Source organism: Mycolicibacterium pallens, assembly GCF_019456675.1.
GTDB lineage: Bacteria > Actinomycetota > Actinomycetes > Mycobacteriales > Mycobacteriaceae > Mycobacterium > Mycobacterium crocinum.
In genome coordinates this window covers 5834208-5852335 of the sequence record NZ_CP080333.1, presented here as the reverse complement: position 1 = coordinate 5852335, position 18128 = coordinate 5834208, and the positions used below count along the sequence as shown (strand labels likewise).

The 18128-nt window shown below is 66.8% G+C and carries 16 protein-coding genes; 11 read left to right on the top strand and 5 right to left on the bottom strand.

Going from position 1 to position 18128, the window contains the following annotated elements:
- Positions 1–45 precede the first annotated feature (45 nt).
- Entirely contained in the window at positions 46–213 is a 168-nt protein-coding gene (locus K0O64_RS28590) for a hypothetical protein (protein ID WP_096312558.1), read from the bottom strand.
- 267 nt (positions 214–480) lie between these two features.
- Here K0O64_RS28590 and K0O64_RS28585 point away from each other — a divergent pair, with 267 nt between their 5' ends.
- Positions 481–708, top strand: a complete 228-nt coding sequence (locus tag K0O64_RS28585) for a hypothetical protein (RefSeq protein WP_096312557.1) — start codon at positions 481–483, stop codon at positions 706–708.
- A gap of 23 nt (positions 709–731) precedes the next feature.
- A complete protein-coding gene (locus tag K0O64_RS28580) occupies positions 732–1739 on the top strand; it encodes a patatin-like phospholipase family protein (RefSeq protein ID WP_096312556.1) in 1008 nt (335 codons plus the stop codon).
- Here the strand turns inward: K0O64_RS28580 and K0O64_RS28575 are convergent.
- A complete protein-coding gene (locus tag K0O64_RS28575; RefSeq protein ID WP_096313058.1) occupies positions 1736–2764 on the bottom strand; it encodes a TIGR03617 family F420-dependent LLM class oxidoreductase in 1029 nt (342 codons plus the stop codon). The two genes, K0O64_RS28580 and K0O64_RS28575, sit on opposite strands and share 4 nt — an antisense overlap.
- Positions 2765–2766: 2 nt before the next feature.
- Positions 2767–3366: a TetR/AcrR family transcriptional regulator gene (locus tag K0O64_RS28570; RefSeq protein ID WP_071948536.1), complete on the bottom strand. Its 600-nt coding sequence runs from the start codon at positions 3364–3366 to the stop codon at positions 2767–2769.
- A gap of 179 nt (positions 3367–3545) precedes the next feature.
- Between K0O64_RS28570 and K0O64_RS28565 the strand changes: the two genes are divergently transcribed.
- The 3 genes from K0O64_RS28565 to K0O64_RS28555 all read left to right on the top strand — a co-directional run bounded on the left by K0O64_RS28565 (position 3546) and on the right by K0O64_RS28555 (position 6234).
- Positions 3546–4691: a sulfotransferase family protein gene (locus K0O64_RS28565; protein WP_225933567.1), complete on the top strand. Its 1146-nt coding sequence runs from the start codon at positions 3546–3548 to the stop codon at positions 4689–4691.
- Positions 4688–5845 carry a hypothetical protein gene (locus K0O64_RS28560; RefSeq protein WP_220045888.1) on the top strand — a complete coding sequence of 386 codons (1158 nt, stop codon included), beginning with the start codon at positions 4688–4690 and terminating at the stop codon, positions 5843–5845. The genes K0O64_RS28565 and K0O64_RS28560 overlap by 4 nt, the downstream gene beginning before the upstream one ends.
- 143 nt (positions 5846–5988) lie before the next feature.
- Positions 5989–6234: a hypothetical protein gene (locus tag K0O64_RS28555; RefSeq protein ID WP_083542792.1), complete on the top strand. Its 246-nt coding sequence runs from the start codon at positions 5989–5991 to the stop codon at positions 6232–6234.
- 83 nt (positions 6235–6317) lie between these two features.
- On the opposite strand, the gene K0O64_RS28550 is transcribed toward K0O64_RS28555, so the two are convergent.
- Both K0O64_RS28550 and K0O64_RS28545 read right to left on the bottom strand, forming a co-directional pair.
- The gene (locus K0O64_RS28550) at positions 6318–7466 is read right to left on the bottom strand and encodes an acyl-CoA dehydrogenase family protein (protein ID WP_071948540.1); all 1149 of its coding nucleotides are present in this window, start codon (positions 7464–7466) and stop codon (positions 6318–6320) included.
- Positions 7459–8655, bottom strand: coding sequence for an acyl-CoA dehydrogenase family protein (locus K0O64_RS28545; RefSeq protein ID WP_071948541.1), 1197 nt, complete (start codon positions 8653–8655; stop codon positions 7459–7461). Before K0O64_RS28545 ends, K0O64_RS28550 begins: the two co-directional genes overlap by 8 nt.
- A gap of 209 nt (positions 8656–8864) precedes the next feature.
- Here K0O64_RS28545 and K0O64_RS28540 point away from each other — a divergent pair, with 209 nt between their 5' ends.
- From K0O64_RS28540 to eccCa, 6 genes are all read left to right on the top strand, one after another.
- Positions 8865–9758 (top strand): DUF1295 domain-containing protein, encoded by an 894-nt coding sequence (locus tag K0O64_RS28540; protein WP_096312554.1) that lies wholly within the window; start codon positions 8865–8867, stop codon positions 9756–9758.
- Positions 9755–10882, top strand: coding sequence for an FAD-dependent oxidoreductase (locus K0O64_RS28535; RefSeq protein ID WP_096312553.1), 1128 nt, complete (start codon positions 9755–9757; stop codon positions 10880–10882). The genes K0O64_RS28540 and K0O64_RS28535 overlap by 4 nt, the downstream gene beginning before the upstream one ends.
- Before the next feature lie 65 nt (positions 10883–10947).
- The gene (locus tag K0O64_RS28530; RefSeq protein ID WP_096312552.1) at positions 10948–12069 is read left to right on the top strand and encodes a DUF5631 domain-containing protein; all 1122 of its coding nucleotides are present in this window, start codon (positions 10948–10950) and stop codon (positions 12067–12069) included.
- Between the two features lie 104 nt (positions 12070–12173).
- Positions 12174–12491 carry a DUF2710 family protein gene (locus tag K0O64_RS28525; protein WP_071948545.1) on the top strand — a complete coding sequence of 106 codons (318 nt, stop codon included), beginning with the start codon at positions 12174–12176 and terminating at the stop codon, positions 12489–12491.
- Between the two features lie 31 nt (positions 12492–12522).
- Entirely contained in the window at positions 12523–14019 is a 1497-nt protein-coding gene (gene eccB, locus K0O64_RS28520; RefSeq protein WP_071948546.1) for a type VII secretion protein EccB, read from the top strand.
- A 2-nt stretch (positions 14020–14021) separates the two neighbouring features.
- Positions 14022–18092, top strand: coding sequence for a type VII secretion protein EccCa (gene eccCa, locus K0O64_RS28515; RefSeq protein ID WP_125477516.1), 4071 nt, complete (start codon positions 14022–14024; stop codon positions 18090–18092).
- The last annotated feature ends 36 nt before the right edge of the window (positions 18093–18128 follow it).

Here is an 18128-nt window from a genome sequence, read left to right as displayed (position 1 = left end):
AAGAGGGGCACCCGAATCGGGTGCCCCTCTGGAGTTCGTTGACGATCAACGGCTTCCGTGGACCGTTGTGTCTACGTGCGGCGCGGTCGCCGTCGGGCCCATGTTGTTGACCCAGTCGTTGTGACCGAGGTCGGCCTGCGCGGGTCCGGCAAGGCCGAGGACGGCGGCGGTCATCGCGCCTGCGATCGCTGTGGTGATTGCGTACTTCTTCATGTCATTCCCTCTTCTTCATCTGCGTCCGGTGTGGGGTTTCCGGGCCGCTGACTGTCTCAACACCGGGTAGGGGCGCGGTAATTCCACTGGCAGCACATGATCGGCGGTTGGCAGGAATTGAGCGGTGTCCACCGATCGGGGGACGCTCGCCTCCGCCCCGTGATCCACCGGCTGCCCGACAGACACCGCCCCTCGGATGCGAGACCGTTGATGCACTGGCGAAACGCAAGGGCCACGACATAGTCAACGACGACCCAGAGGAACCCCATGACCACCATGACCTGGATGAAGCGATTCGCCGCCGGTAGCGCCCTGGCCGCGGGCTCGGCACTGTTCGCCTTCGGTGCGGCTACCGACGCCGTCGCCGACAGCGGCTCGTTCAACGGCGGGCCCAACATGAGCCAGCCCGGCCGCCACCAAACCTTCCCCGGCCAACACCCCGCGGCACCCGGCTCGCCCCAACACCATCACCACCAGTGGCACCACGCCGGGTGACCGGCGGCTCCTAGCATGGGGCGATGGCCACAACCACGAAGCCCGTCGACCTGGTTCTGGCCGGCGGTGGCGTGAAGGGCATCGGCCTGGCCGGTGCCGTCGTCAAGCTCATGGAGGCCGGCTATCGGGCATACCGCGTCGCCGGCTCCTCGGCGGGGTCGATCGTCGGCTCGATATTGGCCGCCGCCGCCAAGAACGACCAGCTGACCCCGAACGACGTCCGGGAGCTCACGCTGAGCATCGACTACCGCAAGTTCCTGGATCCCGGACCCGTGGAACGCGTGCCCCTGCTCGGTGCCGGCTGGGCGATCCTGCAGGGCACCGGCATCTACCGGGGTGACTACGCGCACGATTTCATCGCCGACCAGCTGCGCGCACTCGGCGTCACCACGTTCGGCGATTTGCGACTCGACGACGACGAACTGCCCCCTGAACAGCGCTACCGGCTGGTGGTGACCGCGTCCGACGTGACGGCCGGCCAGTTGGTCCGCCTGCCGTGGGACTACCGCAGGGTTTACGGCCTGGACCCGGACGAGCAACCGGTCGCCGATGCGGTGCGAGCCTCGATGTCGATCCCGTTCTTCTTCCGCCCCGTGACACTAACCAGCTCGACGGGCCGCGAGTCGACGCTCGTCGACGGCGGCCTGTTGTCGAACTACCCGATCGACTCGCTGGACCGCTGCGACGGCAAGAAACCCCGGTGGCCGACGCTCGGGGTGACGCTGCTGCCCGACCTACCCGAACACAACGACAAGGTGATTCCCGCGCTGGCGCCGCTGCGGCTGTTCGGCGGCCCGAGTCTGCTCGAGGACGTCATCACCACGATCCTTGTCGGCCGCGACCAGGCGTACCTCAACCTGCCGTGGGTGAGTGCCAGGACCATCCGGGTCGATTCGAGGAAGGTCGGCGTGCTGGATTTCGACATCAAGCAGCCACAGATCGATGCCCTGTATGCCGAAGGGTATGACGCCGCCACGACGTTCCTGTCGACCTGGGACGAGCGGGCCTACGTCGAACGATTCCGGACCTAGGTCGGGATCTGACGGCAGGCTGCCAGCAGAGCGGCGAAGCGGTCGTCGTCGGCCTCGTCGGGCGGCACCGGCAGGTTGATCCCGCTGCACAGCCCGGAATACCACTCGCGCAGCACATCGGGGATCTCGTCGTAGGTGCCCTGGGGAACCAGGCGGTCCATCACCTCGTCGGTGAGAATGCTTGGCAAATCATCCCATTCGGAGCGCTGCGCCATCTCCGACAGCGCGGCACCGACTGTGGCCAGGCCGAAGTCCTCCAACTGCCTGCGGTAGGCGGGAGTGCTGTAGAGGAAGGCGAGCTCCGAGCGCCGTTGGTCCCGGATCGCGTCCACGGCGTCGCGGGTGGCGGCGGTCATGACGTGCGGATTGGCGACGACCGCCAGGTCTGACACGGAGCGGCCCGCACGGGACGCACCCTCGGCCAGGGCGGGCAGGGTGCGTGACCGCAGCACGACAGGGTGTGAGTTCGTCGGATGGCAGACGAAGCCGTCTGCCAATTCCCCTGCCATCGCACACATTCGGGCGTTCACCGCACCGGTCCAGATCTGCGGAGCGGGATGCTCGAGCGGGCCGGGGTTGAAATACGGCTGCAAACGCTCGAATCGGTAATGCGGCCCAACATAATTCAGCGGGGCACCGGTCTGGAAGGAGGCGAAGATCGCCCGAAGCGCCCGGATGTAGTCAGCCAGGCGGGCGACCGGCTCGGACCACTGGGCCGAGAACCGGCCGACGATATTGCCGCGCACCTGTGAGGCGATGCCGAGGTGGAACCGGCCGCCGGAGAACTTCGCCAAATCCCATGCCGCGTAGGCGGTGATCATCGGGCTGCGCGGAAAGGCGAGTGCCATGCTGGTCCGCACCGTCACCCGCTCGGTGTGCTGCAAAGCCAACGCGGCAACGGTGAAGGGATCGTGGATCGTCTCGGAAATGTGGATGACGTCGAACCCGAGCCGCTCCGCGCGGACCGCCCATGAACCGATCTCCCCGGGACCCATCGCCGCGGGGGCAGAGGTGACCACCTGCATCGTCATCGCGCCAGTCCCGTCACGATCAGCGAGGTCGCCTGATCCACCCAGTTCGAATCGAGCGTGCGCTCGTTGGCCAGTGCCATCATCACGGTGCCACCGATCGTGTCGAGAAGGAGGCGGGCATCGACACCGGGAGCAGTACGCCCCGCGGCAGCGGCCTCGTCGAGGAACCGCTGCAACTGAACGTAGGTACTGCCCTGTAGTCGACCGAGCAGACGTGCGGACAGGCCCGGCTCGGCGGGGAGCTCGGCCATCAGTCCCGACATCGCGGTGTGCACGGCCGGGCTGGCGAACAGTTCGATGCTGGCCACGAGCAGACCGCGAATCGCGGTGTCCACATCACCGGTCAACGGCAGATCGGCCTCGGGTGGCGTGGGAAACACCGCCTCGTAGACCAGTTCCACCTTGGTCGGAAAACGCCGGTACACCGCAGGCGGAGTGGCGCCGGCGCGCGCGGCGACCAGGGGAATGGTCAAACGCGCATAGCCGATCTCGTCCAGGAGTTCGACCGTCGCGCGAAGCACGGCGTCATCGATCCGACTGTCGCGCGGCCGCCCTTGGCGAGGCCGAGTGGAACGCTGCTTCTTCGTTGACTCCATTTCGTTAAGATCGTAATGTAACTCGACGTTCGGGGCTACCGGCCCCGCTGCGCCGGGAGGTGATCGACATCGCCATCGAGACACCGCCCAGGCCGATGCCGATCCGGGCGATGAATCTGGCCTATCGCACTGCGCGGCGCGTTCGAACGCGGCCACTGACGTTGCGCGCGGACGCGTTGATGAACCGCGCGAGTCGCGCTGCGGGTGGACTGACCGATTTCGGTGACCCGCGCTTCGAAGCCGGCCTCGAGCACCTGATCGACTCACTGGAAGACGAGGACCGGCTCAACGGCTTCGGCCGGATCCTGGCCCGTACCCACCTGACGAACCTGCTGCGCCAGCGGTTGTTGCTCACCGAGCACCTCCGCCGGCACCCCGAGATCCGCGACGAGCCAATCGAACGGCCGATCTTCATCGTCGGTGCGCCCCGCACCGGTACCACCGTCACCCATCATCTTCTCAGCCAGGACAGCGGCTTTCGTTATCCGCTGACCTGGGAATGCGACGAATTACACCCGCCTCTCGACCCAGCGACGATGGACCGCGACCCACGAATTGCCCGCAGCGAGAAACAGATTCGACAGATCATGACCCTGGCGCCGAACCTCGATGCCGCCCACCCGGTCGGAGCATGGGAAGCGCAGGAGTGTGCGCTGTTGCACGCCTACGCGTTTCACAGCGACACCTTCCATGTCATGTTCAACTGCCAGGGTTATGCGCGCTGGCTGACCGAGCAGGACCTTCGGTGGGTGTACGAAGAAGAGAAACTGCTGCTGCAGTACATGCAGAGCGGCGGACTGCGACCGACGACAGGCTGGTTGCTCAAGACGCCGCCGCACATGGAGAACATCCACAACATCCTCGCGGTCTTCCCGGATGCCCGTTTCATCACCACCTATCGCGAGCCCACCGAGATCGTCGCGTCGGGATGCAGTCTGGCGGGCACCGTATTCCACATGGCCGAAGACTCTCCCGACTGGCACGACCACGGCCGGTTCATGCGATGGCGCACCACCAAAATGCTGAAGCGCAATGTCGAATTACGTGAGCAGTTCCGCCATCTCGCGGACCGGTTTATCGACTTCTCGATGCAGCGGATGGTCGCCGATCCGCTGCAGTGCGTGACCGAGATCTACGACCACTTCGGGATCGAGCTCACCGAGTCCAACCGGGCGAAGATGAGCCGCTTCGTCGACGAACGCGGAATCGCCACGCGCAAACCACATATCTACCGTGCCGAAGACTACGGACTCGACATCGACGAACTGTGGCCGCAATTGCAGTTCTACCGCGACTTCTACGGAATCGAGGACACCCGATCGTGACCACCGACGACAACGACCGGATACGGGCCGCCTGGCGGAGCTTCACCGACCTCAACGAGGAACTCCTCGAACTCGCGCTCGCCGACGGCGAACTCGACGACGGATCGGCAGCCACACTGCTGGCGCGATTGGTGGGCCACATCCAGTACAGCGGATTGCTGCTGAACAGCGACCCCGCGCGGCCGACGCTGATCAATACCCAGTATTCGCCGTGGAATTGGGGCCACTCGAATCCGGACACGCTGTACCTGTCAGCGCGCATCGACGACGCCCACGACTATCGGGTGTCGGGAACGCTGGGATCGGTGGCCCAGACTACGTTCGGTGTCTACACCGGCAAGGACGATCAGGGCACCTCAGTCAAGGTCCTCGCCGAGGATCTTGCCATCGCCGAGGACGGCTCGTTCGAAATCATTTTTGGCCGAGAACCGCGGGGCACCAACTGGTTCGAGCTACCGCCCGGGGCCGACTCGTTCTGTGCCTACCAGACCTACGGCGATTGGGACCGTCAGCGCAAGGGCACCATTCGCATCGAATGCCTAGGGGACGTGCCGGCCGCCGCGCCGCAATCGGTGAGCGCCGCGATCGACGCGTTCACCACGCACCTGACGGACTCACGAGACCTGTTCACCATTTGGGTCAACGACATTCCAGCGCGGGTGTTCGGCGCGTTGCCCAAGAATTTCGCCATACCGCCGATGCAGCCACCCTCCGCGATGGCCGGCGCCTGGTTCGTCCCGATCGCGTGGGAGCTCGCCGAGGGACAGGCCATGGTCATCGAGTACGAGATCCCTGACGGCAGTCCGTATGTCGGTATCTGCCTGACCGATCGGTGGAGCGCGATGATCGACATCGAGACCCGCCAGACCAGCCTCAACCTCGGCCAATCCGACGTGGTCGGCGGGCGCGTCCGAATCCTGTTGTCCACCGAGGACTTCGGTGTACCCAACTGGCTGGACGCCCGCGGTTACCGCGGCGGCGTGGTGACCTGGCGTGCCAGCACCCCGAATCAGCCTGCCGCCCCGACCGTCACCGTCATCGGCACCGACGAGATCGACCGCTACTTCGACCCGTCGCAGCGCCTCACCGCGGCGGAGCGAGCCGCCGCCATGGTCAAACGGCACGCGCACTTCGCAGAGCGCAATACGCCTTGACGTTGCGGTGTCCACCGATCGGTGGACACCGCTTTCACCCCTGCTTTGGCCTGGTCACCCGACAGACGTCGGCGCCGATTCGCGGGATCGTTGGATCACCGCCGGCAAACCGGTGAAAGACTAAGCAAGGACATTGCACAGCCATGACGATCACGATGAACACCACCAACTCGACGAGCCTCTGGTTCAAGCGCATCGCCGCGGGCGCAGTTCTGGCCACCGGGTCCGCGATGGTGGCACTCGGCGCAGCCGGTGCCGGCCACGCCGACACGACCGGACCCAACATGAGCTCTCCGACGCCGCACACCACGTTCCCCCACCAGCACAACCAGCCGGTCCCGGGTTCCTCGATCCATCATCACCACCAGTGGAATCGCCATCGCGGCTGACGAGCCGGGCGCACCACTTCAAACAGTTCGGGTGCGAGAAGTCCTCAGCACTTCTCGCACCCGAACTTTTCGTATCGTGAGGTTTAGACCGGCAGACCGTCCGCCACTCGGGTGGCATCCTCGGCGCTCGCCTCGTCCAACACGATCTCGGCGACCCGGGCCCGGTGCTGCTCGGCACTACCCAGCAGCGCGGCATCGGTTGTGGCGCGCTTGAAATACAGGTGCGCCTGGTGTTCCCAGGTGAAGCCGATCCCACCGTGCACCTGAATGGTGTCGGCGGCGACGCGGCTCAATGCTGCCGACGCGGTGGCCTGCGCGATACTGACCGCCAGAGCCGGATCATCGGAGCCGTCCGTCAGCGCCCACACCGCGTGATAGGCCGCCGAGCGGGCGTGCTCGACGTCGACCAGCATGTCGGCCAGCTTGTGCTTGATCGCCTGGAACGAACCGATCTGACGGCCGAACTGCAACCGGGACTTCGCATACTCGACCGACAGATCCAGTAGATGCTGTGCGGCACCGACCTGCTCGACGGCCAACAGCGCCGAACCCACCTGAAGTGCATGGGTGATCACCCGCTCGGCTTCCTCGGGGCCGGCCAGCAGCCGGGCGGGGGAGTCGGTGAAGGTGATGTTGGCTTGTGGACGGGTCAGGTCCAGGGTCGACAGCGGGGTGCGCGCAGCGTCCTTGGCGTCCACCGCGTACAGCCCGAGACCGTCGGAACCGGTTGCCGCGACCAGGATTACGTCGGCCGCGGCACCGTCGATCACGCGAGCGACCGTGCCGGACACCGTGTCACCGGCGGCGGTGACCGTGACCGCGGCCGGGTCGAACACGCCGGTCTTGTCGGCCACCGCGAAGGCAGCAGTGGTCGTCCCCTCCACCAGCGCAGCCAGCAGCTCGTCACGCGCCGGACCGGCCGGGCTGGCCACCAGCGCGGGAACGGCGAGATAGACGGTGCCGAACAGCGGCCCGCACGCGAGGGTGGCGCCGAATTCCTCGACCGCGACGGCCTGATCGACCAGCGACCCGCCGACACCGCCGTCGTCCTCGGGCACCGAGAGTCCGAGCACGCCGAGCTCGGCGCCGAGGCGGTTCCACACCTTGGCGTCGAAGCGCACCTCGGACTCCATCAACCGGCGCACGGTCGACTCGTCGAAGTTGTCGGCGCAGAACTTGCGCACCGCGGCGCGCAGCTGCTGCTGCTCCTCGCTGAACTGGAACTCAGCCACGGGGGATCTCCTTCCACGGCATGCCGGCGTCGGCACGCAGATCACCGGGCAGGCCCAACACCCGCTCGCCGAGAATGTTCTTCATCACCTCGGTGGTGCCGCCCTCGATCGTGTTGGCGCGGCTGCGCAGGAAGCGCTGCTGGATCGGCCCGCGCCAGTCACCCGCGTCGCCGGCGCCATCGGCCAATGCGTAGCTGTCGTACAGGATCCCTTCGGGCCCAAGCAGATCCATGCACCATTCATAGATGTGCTGATTGAGCAGTGCGCCGACCAGCTTGCCGACCGAAGCCTCCGGGCCCGGGCCGCCGGCGGTGGCGGAGGCGCGGGAGCGCTCCGAGGTCAGCCGCTGGGCTTCAGACCGTAACCACAATTGCGCCAACCGGTCTCGCAACACCGGGGTGTGCAGGTCGGGGCGTGAGGCCCACAGCGTGGTGGCCTCCTTGATGGTGCCGCTGCCGCGGCGGCTGCCGCTGGCGCCCAGGGCGCTGCGCTCGTTCATCAGGGTGGTCATGGCGACGTTCCAGCCGTTGCCGACCGCGCCGAGGCGGTGACTGTCCGGGATGCGGGCGTCGGTCATGTAGACCTCGTTGAACTCCGCCTGCCCGGTCATCTGGCGCAGCGGCCGGGTCTCCACGCCGGGGGCGTGCATGTCGAGCACGAAGTAGGTCAAGCCCTTGTGCTTGGCGATGTCGGGATTGGTGCGCGCCAGCAGCAGACCCCACCGGGCGCGGTGCGCCAGGCTGGTCCAGACCTTCTGGCCGTTGATCACCCACTCGTCGCCATCAGGTACCGCCGTGGTGGCCAGCCCGGCCAGGTCGGAGCCGGCGCCGGGCTCGGAGAACAGCTGGCACCAGATGTCCTCGGTGGTGGCCAGCGGTCGCAGCAGCGACTTCTTGAGGTCGTCGGACTGGGCGTGTTCGCGCACGGTCGGTGCGGCCATGCCGTAGCCCATGGGGTTGAGGCCCAGCGGCACGGGGCCGCCTGCGCCCTGCAGGATCCGGTCGGCGACGGCCTGCAGGCCTCGCGACAGGCCGAGCCCGCCGAGACCTTCGGGGAAGTGCACCCAGGACAGGCCGGCGTCGTAACAGGCGCCGAGGAATTCCGGAATCGGGACTTTCTTTGGGTCGTGGTCGGCCACGACCCGCCGGGCCAGGTCTTCGACCCGCTCGGCATCAGCGACGGTGCTCATTCCGACACGATAAGCAGCCCCTCGCGGCCGGTTGTTGGCAGGTGTCAAGTTTTGGCTCGGGCGTCGGATCGAGTCTGCGGTGAGAGCGCCAAGCGGGCCGACGGACGCACTCTGGACGCAGAGTTGATGCAGAGACTGCAGAGCCGGAGTCGAGACCGCCGAACGGCAACTAGAACGTGTTACAGTTCGGCCGCGGTAGGAGGCTGGAAATGGTGAACCGGAGCAAAGCCCAGTCGCTGTGGTTGGTCACTGCGGCCTACGTCGTCGCGGTCGGGGCCGGCGCGGCCTGGCTGCTGTACGGTCCGTCGGCGACCGGCCGACTGTGGCTAGATGCGTTCACCGCCGACGTCATCGCCACCCTGGTGGTATTCGTCTTCAGTCGGGCGTACCGCAACTCCAGCTTCTACGACGCGTTCTGGAGCGTCATCCCGCCGCTACTGCTCATCTACTGGTGGGCCGCCGGGCCGCTCGGGCTGGACTCGGTGCGGTGCTGGCTCGTCGCGATCGTCGTCATGTACTGGGCGATCCGCTTGACCGGCAACTGGGCGTACAGCTTTCCCGGCCTGCACCACGAGGACTGGCGCTACCCGCAACTACGCGACAGCGCGGGCCGGCTCGAATTCTTCGCCGACCTCTTCGGCATCCACCTGATCCCGACTGTGCAGGTGTTCCTCGGCATGCTGCCGGTCTACGTCGCGGTCACCCGACCGGGCGATGGCCTGATGTGGCTCAGCTGGATCGCATTCGCCGTCGGCATCGCGGCGGTGACGCTCGAATTGGTCGCCGACACCCAGATGCACCGCTTCGTCCGTGACAAAAAGCCCGGCGCGGTGATGGACCGTGGACTGTGGGCATGGTCGCGGCACCCGAACTACTTCGGCGAGATCAGCTTCTGGTTCGCCCTGGCCCTGTTCGGAGTCGCCGCCGCACCCGCCGATGCCTGGTGGCTGTTCGTCGGGGTGGTGGCCATGGTCGCGATGTTCCTCGGCGCCAGCATTCCGATGATGGAGAAGCGCAGCCTGGCCCGGCGCCCGCAGTATCAGGACGTGATCGATCGAGTGCCGATGCTCATTCCCCGCCCGCCCCGAAAGGCCGTCGTATGACTCGTAAGCCGCGCGTGGTGATCGCCGGCCTCGGCGACAGCGGGCTGCTCACCGCAATCAAGCTGGCCCGGCACGCCGACGTGGTCGGCATTTCGGCCAAGCCGGCATTGGTCAGCGGCCAAGAGCTCGGATTGCGGCTGGCCCGGCCGAAGGACTGGGCTCGCGACAACTGGATCTCCTTCGACAAGTACCGGGGTCTGGACCGGGTGCGCACCGTGCAGGCCACGCTGACCGGTCTGGATCTGGAGAACCGCACGGTGTCGGGCACCGCGCCGGACGGCTCGCCGATCACCGAACCCTATGACGTACTGGTGATTTCGACGGGGGTGCGCAACGGCTTCTGGCGCCAGCCCACGCTGCAGACACCCGAGGAGATCGCCGCCGACCTCACCGCGACGCACCAGCGACTGGCCGCGGCCGACTCGGTGATCATCATCGGCGGTGGCGCCGCAGCAGTCAGTGCGGCCGCCAATATCGCCACCGCATGGCCGGGCAAGAAGGTGGACCTGTACTTCCCGGGCGAGCGAGCGTTGACCGAGCATCATGAGAAGGCTTGGAAAATCCTGCACGACAAGCTGATTCGCTTGGGCGTCGGAGTCCATCCCGGTCACCGCGCGGTGCTGCCCGACGGGTTCGACGGCGACGAGATCACCGACGACGCTGTGCAGTGGAGCACTGGACAACCCGACTCGAAGGCCGACGCGGTGCTGTGGGCGATCGGACGGGTCAAGCCCAACACCGAGTGGTTGCCGCCCGAGCTGCTCGACGAGCAGGGCTTCGTCAAGGTCACCCCCGAGCTGCAGCTGTGCGGGCATCACCACATGTTCGCGATCGGCGACGTGGCAGCCACCGACCCGCTGCGGGCCTCGGCGCGGGCGCGGGCCGACTCGCTGCTGGCCCACAACATCCGCGCGACGCTGGCCGACCGTCCGCTGAAGAAGTACCGCGCGCCCCGGCGCCGGTGGGGCTCGATCGTCGGAATCCAGGCCGACGGATTGGAAGTGTTCGCTCCCAACGGCACCGCCTACCGATTCCCCGCCTGGTCGATCGATCGGATCCTGATGCCGTGGATCGTGCGACGCGGTATCTACAAAGGCGTCCGAAAGAATCAGCCGCTGGCCTGAACGCCGCTGGTGCGGGCGGTTACGGCCGAACTGACAGCGCAGGGATCGACGGTAGGCTCCTCAACGTGGCGATCTTCGGTCGGAACTCGGCGCGTCAGCGCCTGAAGAGGGCGACTCGGCAAGCCCTCTCCGTGCCGACCCATCCCACGCCGCCGGACGCCACACCCTGGGTGATCGGGGGCCTGTGGCCCGCGGAGCTGGAGACGGTCACACCGGCGACCGAGGTCGTCGCCCAACACCTGAAGCACGACCTGCAGCGCATCGCGGACTCGGCCAACGAGCGGCTGCACGCGCTGCGGAATGCCGATGTGCCCGACTTCGCCCGCCGCGCCGAGGAAGTCCGCATCATCGAGACGGCCAGGTCCTATGCGGTCCAGCGCGTCGAGTCCACGATTCGCCAATTGCGCGCTGCCGCAGATGAGTTCGATACCGATCCGTCGATGCCCGTCGTGGTTCCTGTTGTCGAGCCGACGGTCACCGAGCCGGAGCCCGAGCCCGAACCGGTCGTGCTTCAACCTGAACCCGAGCCCGAGCCCGGGCCTGAACCCGAGCCGGACGACCGGAGTCTGGAGCGCGTGCTGGAGTTCGTCGCCCGCCAGGAGCCGGGCCTGCGCTGGGCGGTCGGGGAGCGCGCCGACGGGACGACCCTGCTGGTGACCGACCTCGCGCACGGGTGGATCCCGCCCGGCGTCGCGATCCCCACCGGCGTCGGCCTACTCGCGCCGGGCAGACGTGGGGGACGGATCGGCGATCTGCTCGGCGAGGTCGTCCGATCCGTGGTCTATCACCCGGGTGACCCGTTCCCCGCCGGGCGAACCGGCCCGCTGGCGACCTCGACCAGCGCTCGCGAGCTTCCCCGCGTCGACGACCTGGGCTGGAAATTGGTCGAGGCCACGCACTGGCGCGACGGCCTGCCCCGGATGGTGCACACGCTGGCGAAGGCGGGCGCGGGCCGCACCGGCGTCCTCGATGCCGAAGTCGACGTCCTTCGCGTGCATTCCGACACCGCCCGCTATCAACTGATGGCCCAGTATCCCGACGTCGATGCCGCCCTGCTGAGCAACTGCCTGCTGCTGGCCGCGACCGAGGCGATCGCCGTGAGCGACGAATTGTCCGCCAACTATCACTTCGCCTGGTTCGAGGCGCTCAATGCTCCGCCCGCAAGCCATTGGGGCGCCGCGACGTGACACGTGAGAAATTCGGAGGTTGCTGGGGCGATTTTCGCCGATCCTGACAGCGGATGCTGCAAAGGTGAATTGACGCAGGTAGCGACGGTCGACATACTTGTCACGTGGCGGGATCCAGCAGCGATCGCGAGCTTAGCGACAGGGATCTCGTCGACGCGGTCTTGAAGGAACTGAGCGAGGCTGCGGAGCGTTGGGAGGCGCTCGTCGCACAGGCCGAGACCATCACGTACAGCGTCGATCTGGGGGACATACACGCGGTGGCGAACTCCGACGGCAAACTCATCGAGCTCACCTTGCACCCGGCGGTCGTCACCGATTACAGCCACGGTGAACTCAGCGACCGGCTGAATCTGGCGTTCGCCGCCCTGCGCGAGGAAGCCCAAACGGACAACCAGGCACGGTACGGAGGTGGATTGCGGTGACCCCTGCAGACCTGGCGGAGGGACATCACCCGTGCCGCTGAACCTGTCCAACCGGGACCAGAACTCCGGCCACCTGTTCTACAACCGCCGGCTGAGGGCGGCGATCACCCGCTTCTCCGTGCGGATGAAGCACGACGACCGCAAGCAGCAGGCGGCCGTGGCGCTGTCGATCGTCTTCGTGCTGATCGGCTGCGGGTGGATGGCGCTGCTGCACTTCATGAAGCCGGCCGGCCTGGTGGGCCAGTCGAACATCATCGGCAACCGCGACACCGGTGCGCTCTACGCGAAGATCGACAATCGGTTGTATCCGGCGCTGAACCTGACCTCGGCTCGACTGGCGACCGGTAGCTCGTCGACGCCGACGTGGGTGAACGCCAAGGAGATCGCCAAGTATCCGACCGGACCGATGATCGGGATCCCGGGCATACCAGACGATTTGACCGTATCGGCGAATCCGGTCTCCGCGTGGTCATTGTGTGACACCGCGGCGGCACGCGGCAGCGGCCAGCCGCCGATGGTGACCGCCATCGCCGGTGAGATCTACGGTGGCGGACGGGCTCAGCCCATTCGCCCGACGCAGGCCGTCCTGGTCACCCATGGCACCAGTACGTATCTGGTGTGGAACGGCCAGCGCACCCAGATCGACCCGGCCGACCGTTCGGTCACCTTCAACCTCGGGCTCGACCCGGGCGTGACGCGTCCAATCCAGATCTCCAACGCTCTGTTCGACGCGATGCCGGCGACGGAACCCCTTGTGGTGCCGGTCATTCCGGAGGCCGGCAGCCCGTCGCGGCTGTTGGCCGGTTCGGTGGTGGGCAGTGTCCTGGAGACCAAGGACTCAGGCGGAAACGTCAGCGGTTTCTATGCGCTGCTTCCCGACGGTGTGCAGAAGATCACCGGCTTCGTCGCCGACCTGTTGCGCACCGCCAACAGTCAGGGTTCGACGACGCCCCAGTTGATCTCACCCGACAAGCTCGTCGACATCCCCCAGGTGTCGGTGCTCAACGTCGATTTCTATCCCACCGGCAAGCTGGATTTCATCGACACCGACGCCAACCCCGTGACGTGCGTGGGCTGGCAGAAGCAGACCACCGACCGGCAGGCCACGGTGACGTTCTTCAGCGGACGCGGCCTGCCGAGCCCGGAAGGTATGGACTCGCACATCGTGCGGCTGGTCCGTGACAGCCGCGATCCCGATTCCGTCGAGGCCAACCAGACGCTGATCCTGCCGGGATCCGCGAACTTCGTCGCGTCCACCAGTGCCGCGGCCGCATCGGACACCCGCGAAAGCCTGTATTGGGTGTCCCCGCAAGGGGTTCGGTACGGCGTCGAGTGGGATCAGAGCACGCTGCAAGCGCTCGGACTGGACCCGCGCCAGGCGGTCCAGGCACCGTGGCCGATCTTGCGTACGTTCGCTGCCGGCCCAGCCATCAACCGTGCGACCGCATTGCTGGCGCGCGACACCATCGACCCCAGCGGTGCGGTGGCCCCGGTGGCCGCACCCGGCCAACAGAACGCGGGAGGATAGCGGTGTCGAAAAGGGGATTCGTTCGCGGCGCACGTAAGTCGACACCCCCCGTGCCGCCGGTGCGGGTGGCCGTCGCGCCGCCGCTGGCACTGCCCGAGCGGGAACCGCGCAACATCCTGCTGATGATCGCGCTGCCCGCGCTGCTGGTCGGCATCATCGGCACGCTCGTCGTGATGTACACCTCCGGTGTCCGGTCGCTGCAGTCCGGTTTCTTCCCGATGGTCGGTCTGGTCGGCTTCGGCGCGCTGATGTTCAGCGGCCGGCTCGGCCGCGGTCGACGAATCAGCTGGGGCGAGCAGGAAAAGCAGCGGCGGATGTACCTGCGCCAACTCGACGATGACCGTGACGAGGTGCAGCGCGCCGCCCAGGATCAGCGCCGCAGCCAGTTGTTCGTGCACGGCGACCCGCAGGAGCTCGACACCGTCATCGGCGGACCCCGCATGTGGGAGCGCCGGCCTTCCGACGCCGATTTCCTCGACGTGCGACTCGGCATCGGGGTTCAGTCGGCCGCCGATTCCGCGGTCTCCCTGCAGTGGCCCGAGGTCCCGGTCGGCGAGGAGCTCGAACCGGTGACCGGTCGGGCGCTGCGCGACTTCATCCTGGAGCAGAGCAAGATCCGCGGCATCGGCAAGGTGCTGAGCCTGCGCTCGCGTCCGGGATTCAGCTTCGTCGGCGACGATTCCGAGGAGCTGCATTCCTTCATGCGGGCGGTGCTGTGCGAGCTGGCGGTCTATCACAGCCCCAACGACATCAAGCTGATGGTCGTCACCCGCCACCCGGAACTGTGGTCGTGGCTGGTGTGGTTGCCGCACAATCAGCACGACGAGATGTTCGACGCGTGCGGCCTCCGGCGGCTGGTCTTCACCTCGCCCACCGAACTCGAGGACGCGCTCGATTCCGAGTTGCACCGCAAGGGTCGCGGGCCGTGGGCGCCGCCCAGCGGTTCCAGCCCGACGACCATGCTCTCGCCGATGGAGGCCGCCTCCGGCAACGCCCTCGGCCCGCACTGGGTGATCGTCGACGACAACGTCGGCACCCCCGAGCAGTGGGAGGGCATCACCGGCCAGAAGGGAATGGCTGGAATCACGGTGCTGCGCCTGGCTTCCCGGCCCGGCATCGGAGTTGGCTTCTCCGACGAGGAGGAACGTTTCACGCTGCGCGAAGGCCGGTTGCGGCATCGCAATGCGTTCTACGCCGTCGCCGACATGCTCGCCGAGAGCACTGCGGACCGCTACGCCCGCGCGCTGGCCCGCTGGTCGCCGATGACCGCGGGCGAGCTCTCGGAGACCGACAGTCAGGGCGGAGAGTTATTGCGGGCGTTGGGTATCACCGATCCGCGCCGGCTCGACGTGGATCGGCTCTGGGCGGAAAGCCGCGGCCGTGGCGACCCCAAGTGGGCGGTGGTTCCGGTCGGCGTCAAGCCCGGTGGGGAACTCCAGTACATCGTGTTGCGGGCCAAGGACTTCGGCGGCTTCGGTTTCCACTCCGTGGTGATCGGTACGTCGGGTTCGGGCAAGTCCGAGTACTTCCTGTCGCTGTGCAACGGGATCGCGCTGACGCACTCGCCGGAGACGTTCATCGTGATCTTCGTCGACATGAAGTTCGAGTCGGCTGCCCAGGACCTCGCGGGCTTGCCGCACGTCGCGGGCTCACTGTCGAACCTGGGCAAGGACGACCGCCACCTCGCCGAGCGGATGCGCAAGGCCATCGACGGTGAAATCGCCCGCCGCTACCGGCTTTTCAAAGACGCCGGGGCCCGTGACGCCAACGAATACGAAGAGATGCGCCTGGCTGGACGTGACCTCGAGCCGGTCCCGATCCTGCTCGTCATCATCGACGAGTACCTCGAGCTGTTCCACCACCACCCCGAGTGGATCGATCTGGTCATCCACATCGGGCAGGAAGGCCGCGGCTGTAACGTCTTCTTCACCCTCGGCGGCCAACGGCTGGATCTGTCGTCACTGAGTAAAGCCAAAAGCAACATCGCCTTTCGGGTCGCGCTGCGTGCGGAGACCGCGGAGGACTCCCGCGATGTGATCGGCAGCGACGCCGCCCTGCATCTGCCCTCCAAAGAAGCCGGTTACGGCCTGCTCAAGGTCGGGCCGCGCGAACTCGAACAGTTCCGCTGCTTCTATGTCTCGGCACCGTTCGTCGTGCCGAAGAAGGTGGTCGCCACCGACACCACGGTGGACGTCAGCTTCACCCAGCCGCGTCCGCTGACGTGGGAGTACCAGCCGTTGTCCGCCGAGGACAACGCAGCGCTCGCCCAGGCTGATGCGCCCGAGGAGCCCGACGAATTCCTCTACCACGCAGACGGTTTCAAGAAAAAGAAGCTGCTCGACGTCATCCGGGAGTCGCTGATATCGCACCCGGCCCGTGCGCCGCACCAGATCTGGCTTCCGCCGTTGGAAGTCAGCGAGCCCGCGGATGCCCTGGTGGAGCGCTGGCGGGGCAAGCCGTGGTGGGTGGACTACGGGCAGAACCCCGGCCTGGTCATTCCGGTCGGTATCGAGGACTTCCCGGAGGACCACGCCCAGCGGGTGCACATCATCGACGCCGAGATGGACAACATCATGGTGGTCGCGACCGCCCAGCGCGGAAAGTCCACGACGCTGATGACACTGATCACCTCGGCGGCACTGATGTACCGGCCCGAGCGAGTGACGTTCTTCTGTCTGGGCGCCTCGCTGTACCCGGTCGAAGACCTGCCCCATGTGGCGGGCGTCGTCAGCCTCACCGACACCGAGGGTGTGTCGCGCACGCTGGCCACGATCGAAGGTCTGATTCGGGCGCGTGAAGCGTCGTTCAAGCGCTATCAGATGGACATCGGCGAGTTTCGCGAACGCCGGTTCGGGGCGGCCGGCGGCGGAGGTACCGACCCCGACGACAAGTTCGGCGACATCTTCCTGGTCATCGACAACTTCGGCGACCTGTACGACAAGGACAACGGCATGGGGGACCGGGCGATCTCGATCGCGCGCCAGGGCCTGTCCTACGGCATCCACGTCGTCACCAGTGCCAGCGGCTGGCTGGTCGGCCAGAAGCAGGCGCTGCTGAATGTGTCCAACGCGCGAATTCAGTTGCGGCTGAGCAACCCTGACGAGACGCAGATGGGCACCGGCATGGAACACCGCCGGGCGGCCCGAAACACGTTGGACCGTCCCGGTTTCGGTGTGACACGACTGGGTCAGGAACTGTTGATCGGGCTGCCCGAGATCGTCGGACCCAACGGGGAGCGGATCCCCACTCGACAGGTCGGTCAGGTGATCGCGGCCCAGACCGGTGCGGCCAAGGTCGAGACACTCGCCCGGCTGCCCGAACGCATCGGGCTGCGCGAGATCATCGCGGCATATCCGGATACCGCCGACAGCCTGGACATCCCGTTCGCGATGGGCGAGAGCGCCCTGCAGGCGGTGGCCCTGCCGAGCCGGCAGACACCGAACCTGTTGGTGGTCGGCCGACAGGGCTGCGGCAAGACCAGCAGCCTGGCAGCCTTTGGGCAGGCGATCGCCGCGCGGTTGTCGCCGGAGCAGGCGCAGATCACCATCGTCGACCCAAAGACCAGCCTCATCGGCAAGATCCAAGGGCCGCACGTGCGGGCCTATGCCTACACCCCGGACGACATTGACCAGGTGCTGGCCGAGCTGGCCGAGATCATGCGAGACCGGCTGCCACCGTCCGGGCTGAGTCAGGAAGAGCTGCTCACCCGCTCCACCTGGACGGGGCCGCATCACTTCGTGCTGATCGACGACGAACAAGAGCTGCGGCCCAGCGGGGCCATCGGCAAGGCCGCGGCGACGGCGCCGCTGTGGCCGCTGATCGAACGCAGCCGCGAGATCGGCTTACACGTGATCGCCACTCGGCTGCCGGGCAACTGGGCCGGGGTCTCGGCGATGAGTCCGTTCCTGCAGAAGCTGACCGGTTCACGGGCTCCCACGCTGTTCATGGACAACGATCCGCAGACCGTGAAGGTGTTCGGACGTACCAGTGCTCAGCAACTGCCACCGGGTCGCGGATTGATGGTGACTACCGATGGCGCGATGGAAGGAGTATTGGTTGGAACACCGGAGTGAGCGACCGCTAGCGAATTAGCTGCTTCCGCAAAGACA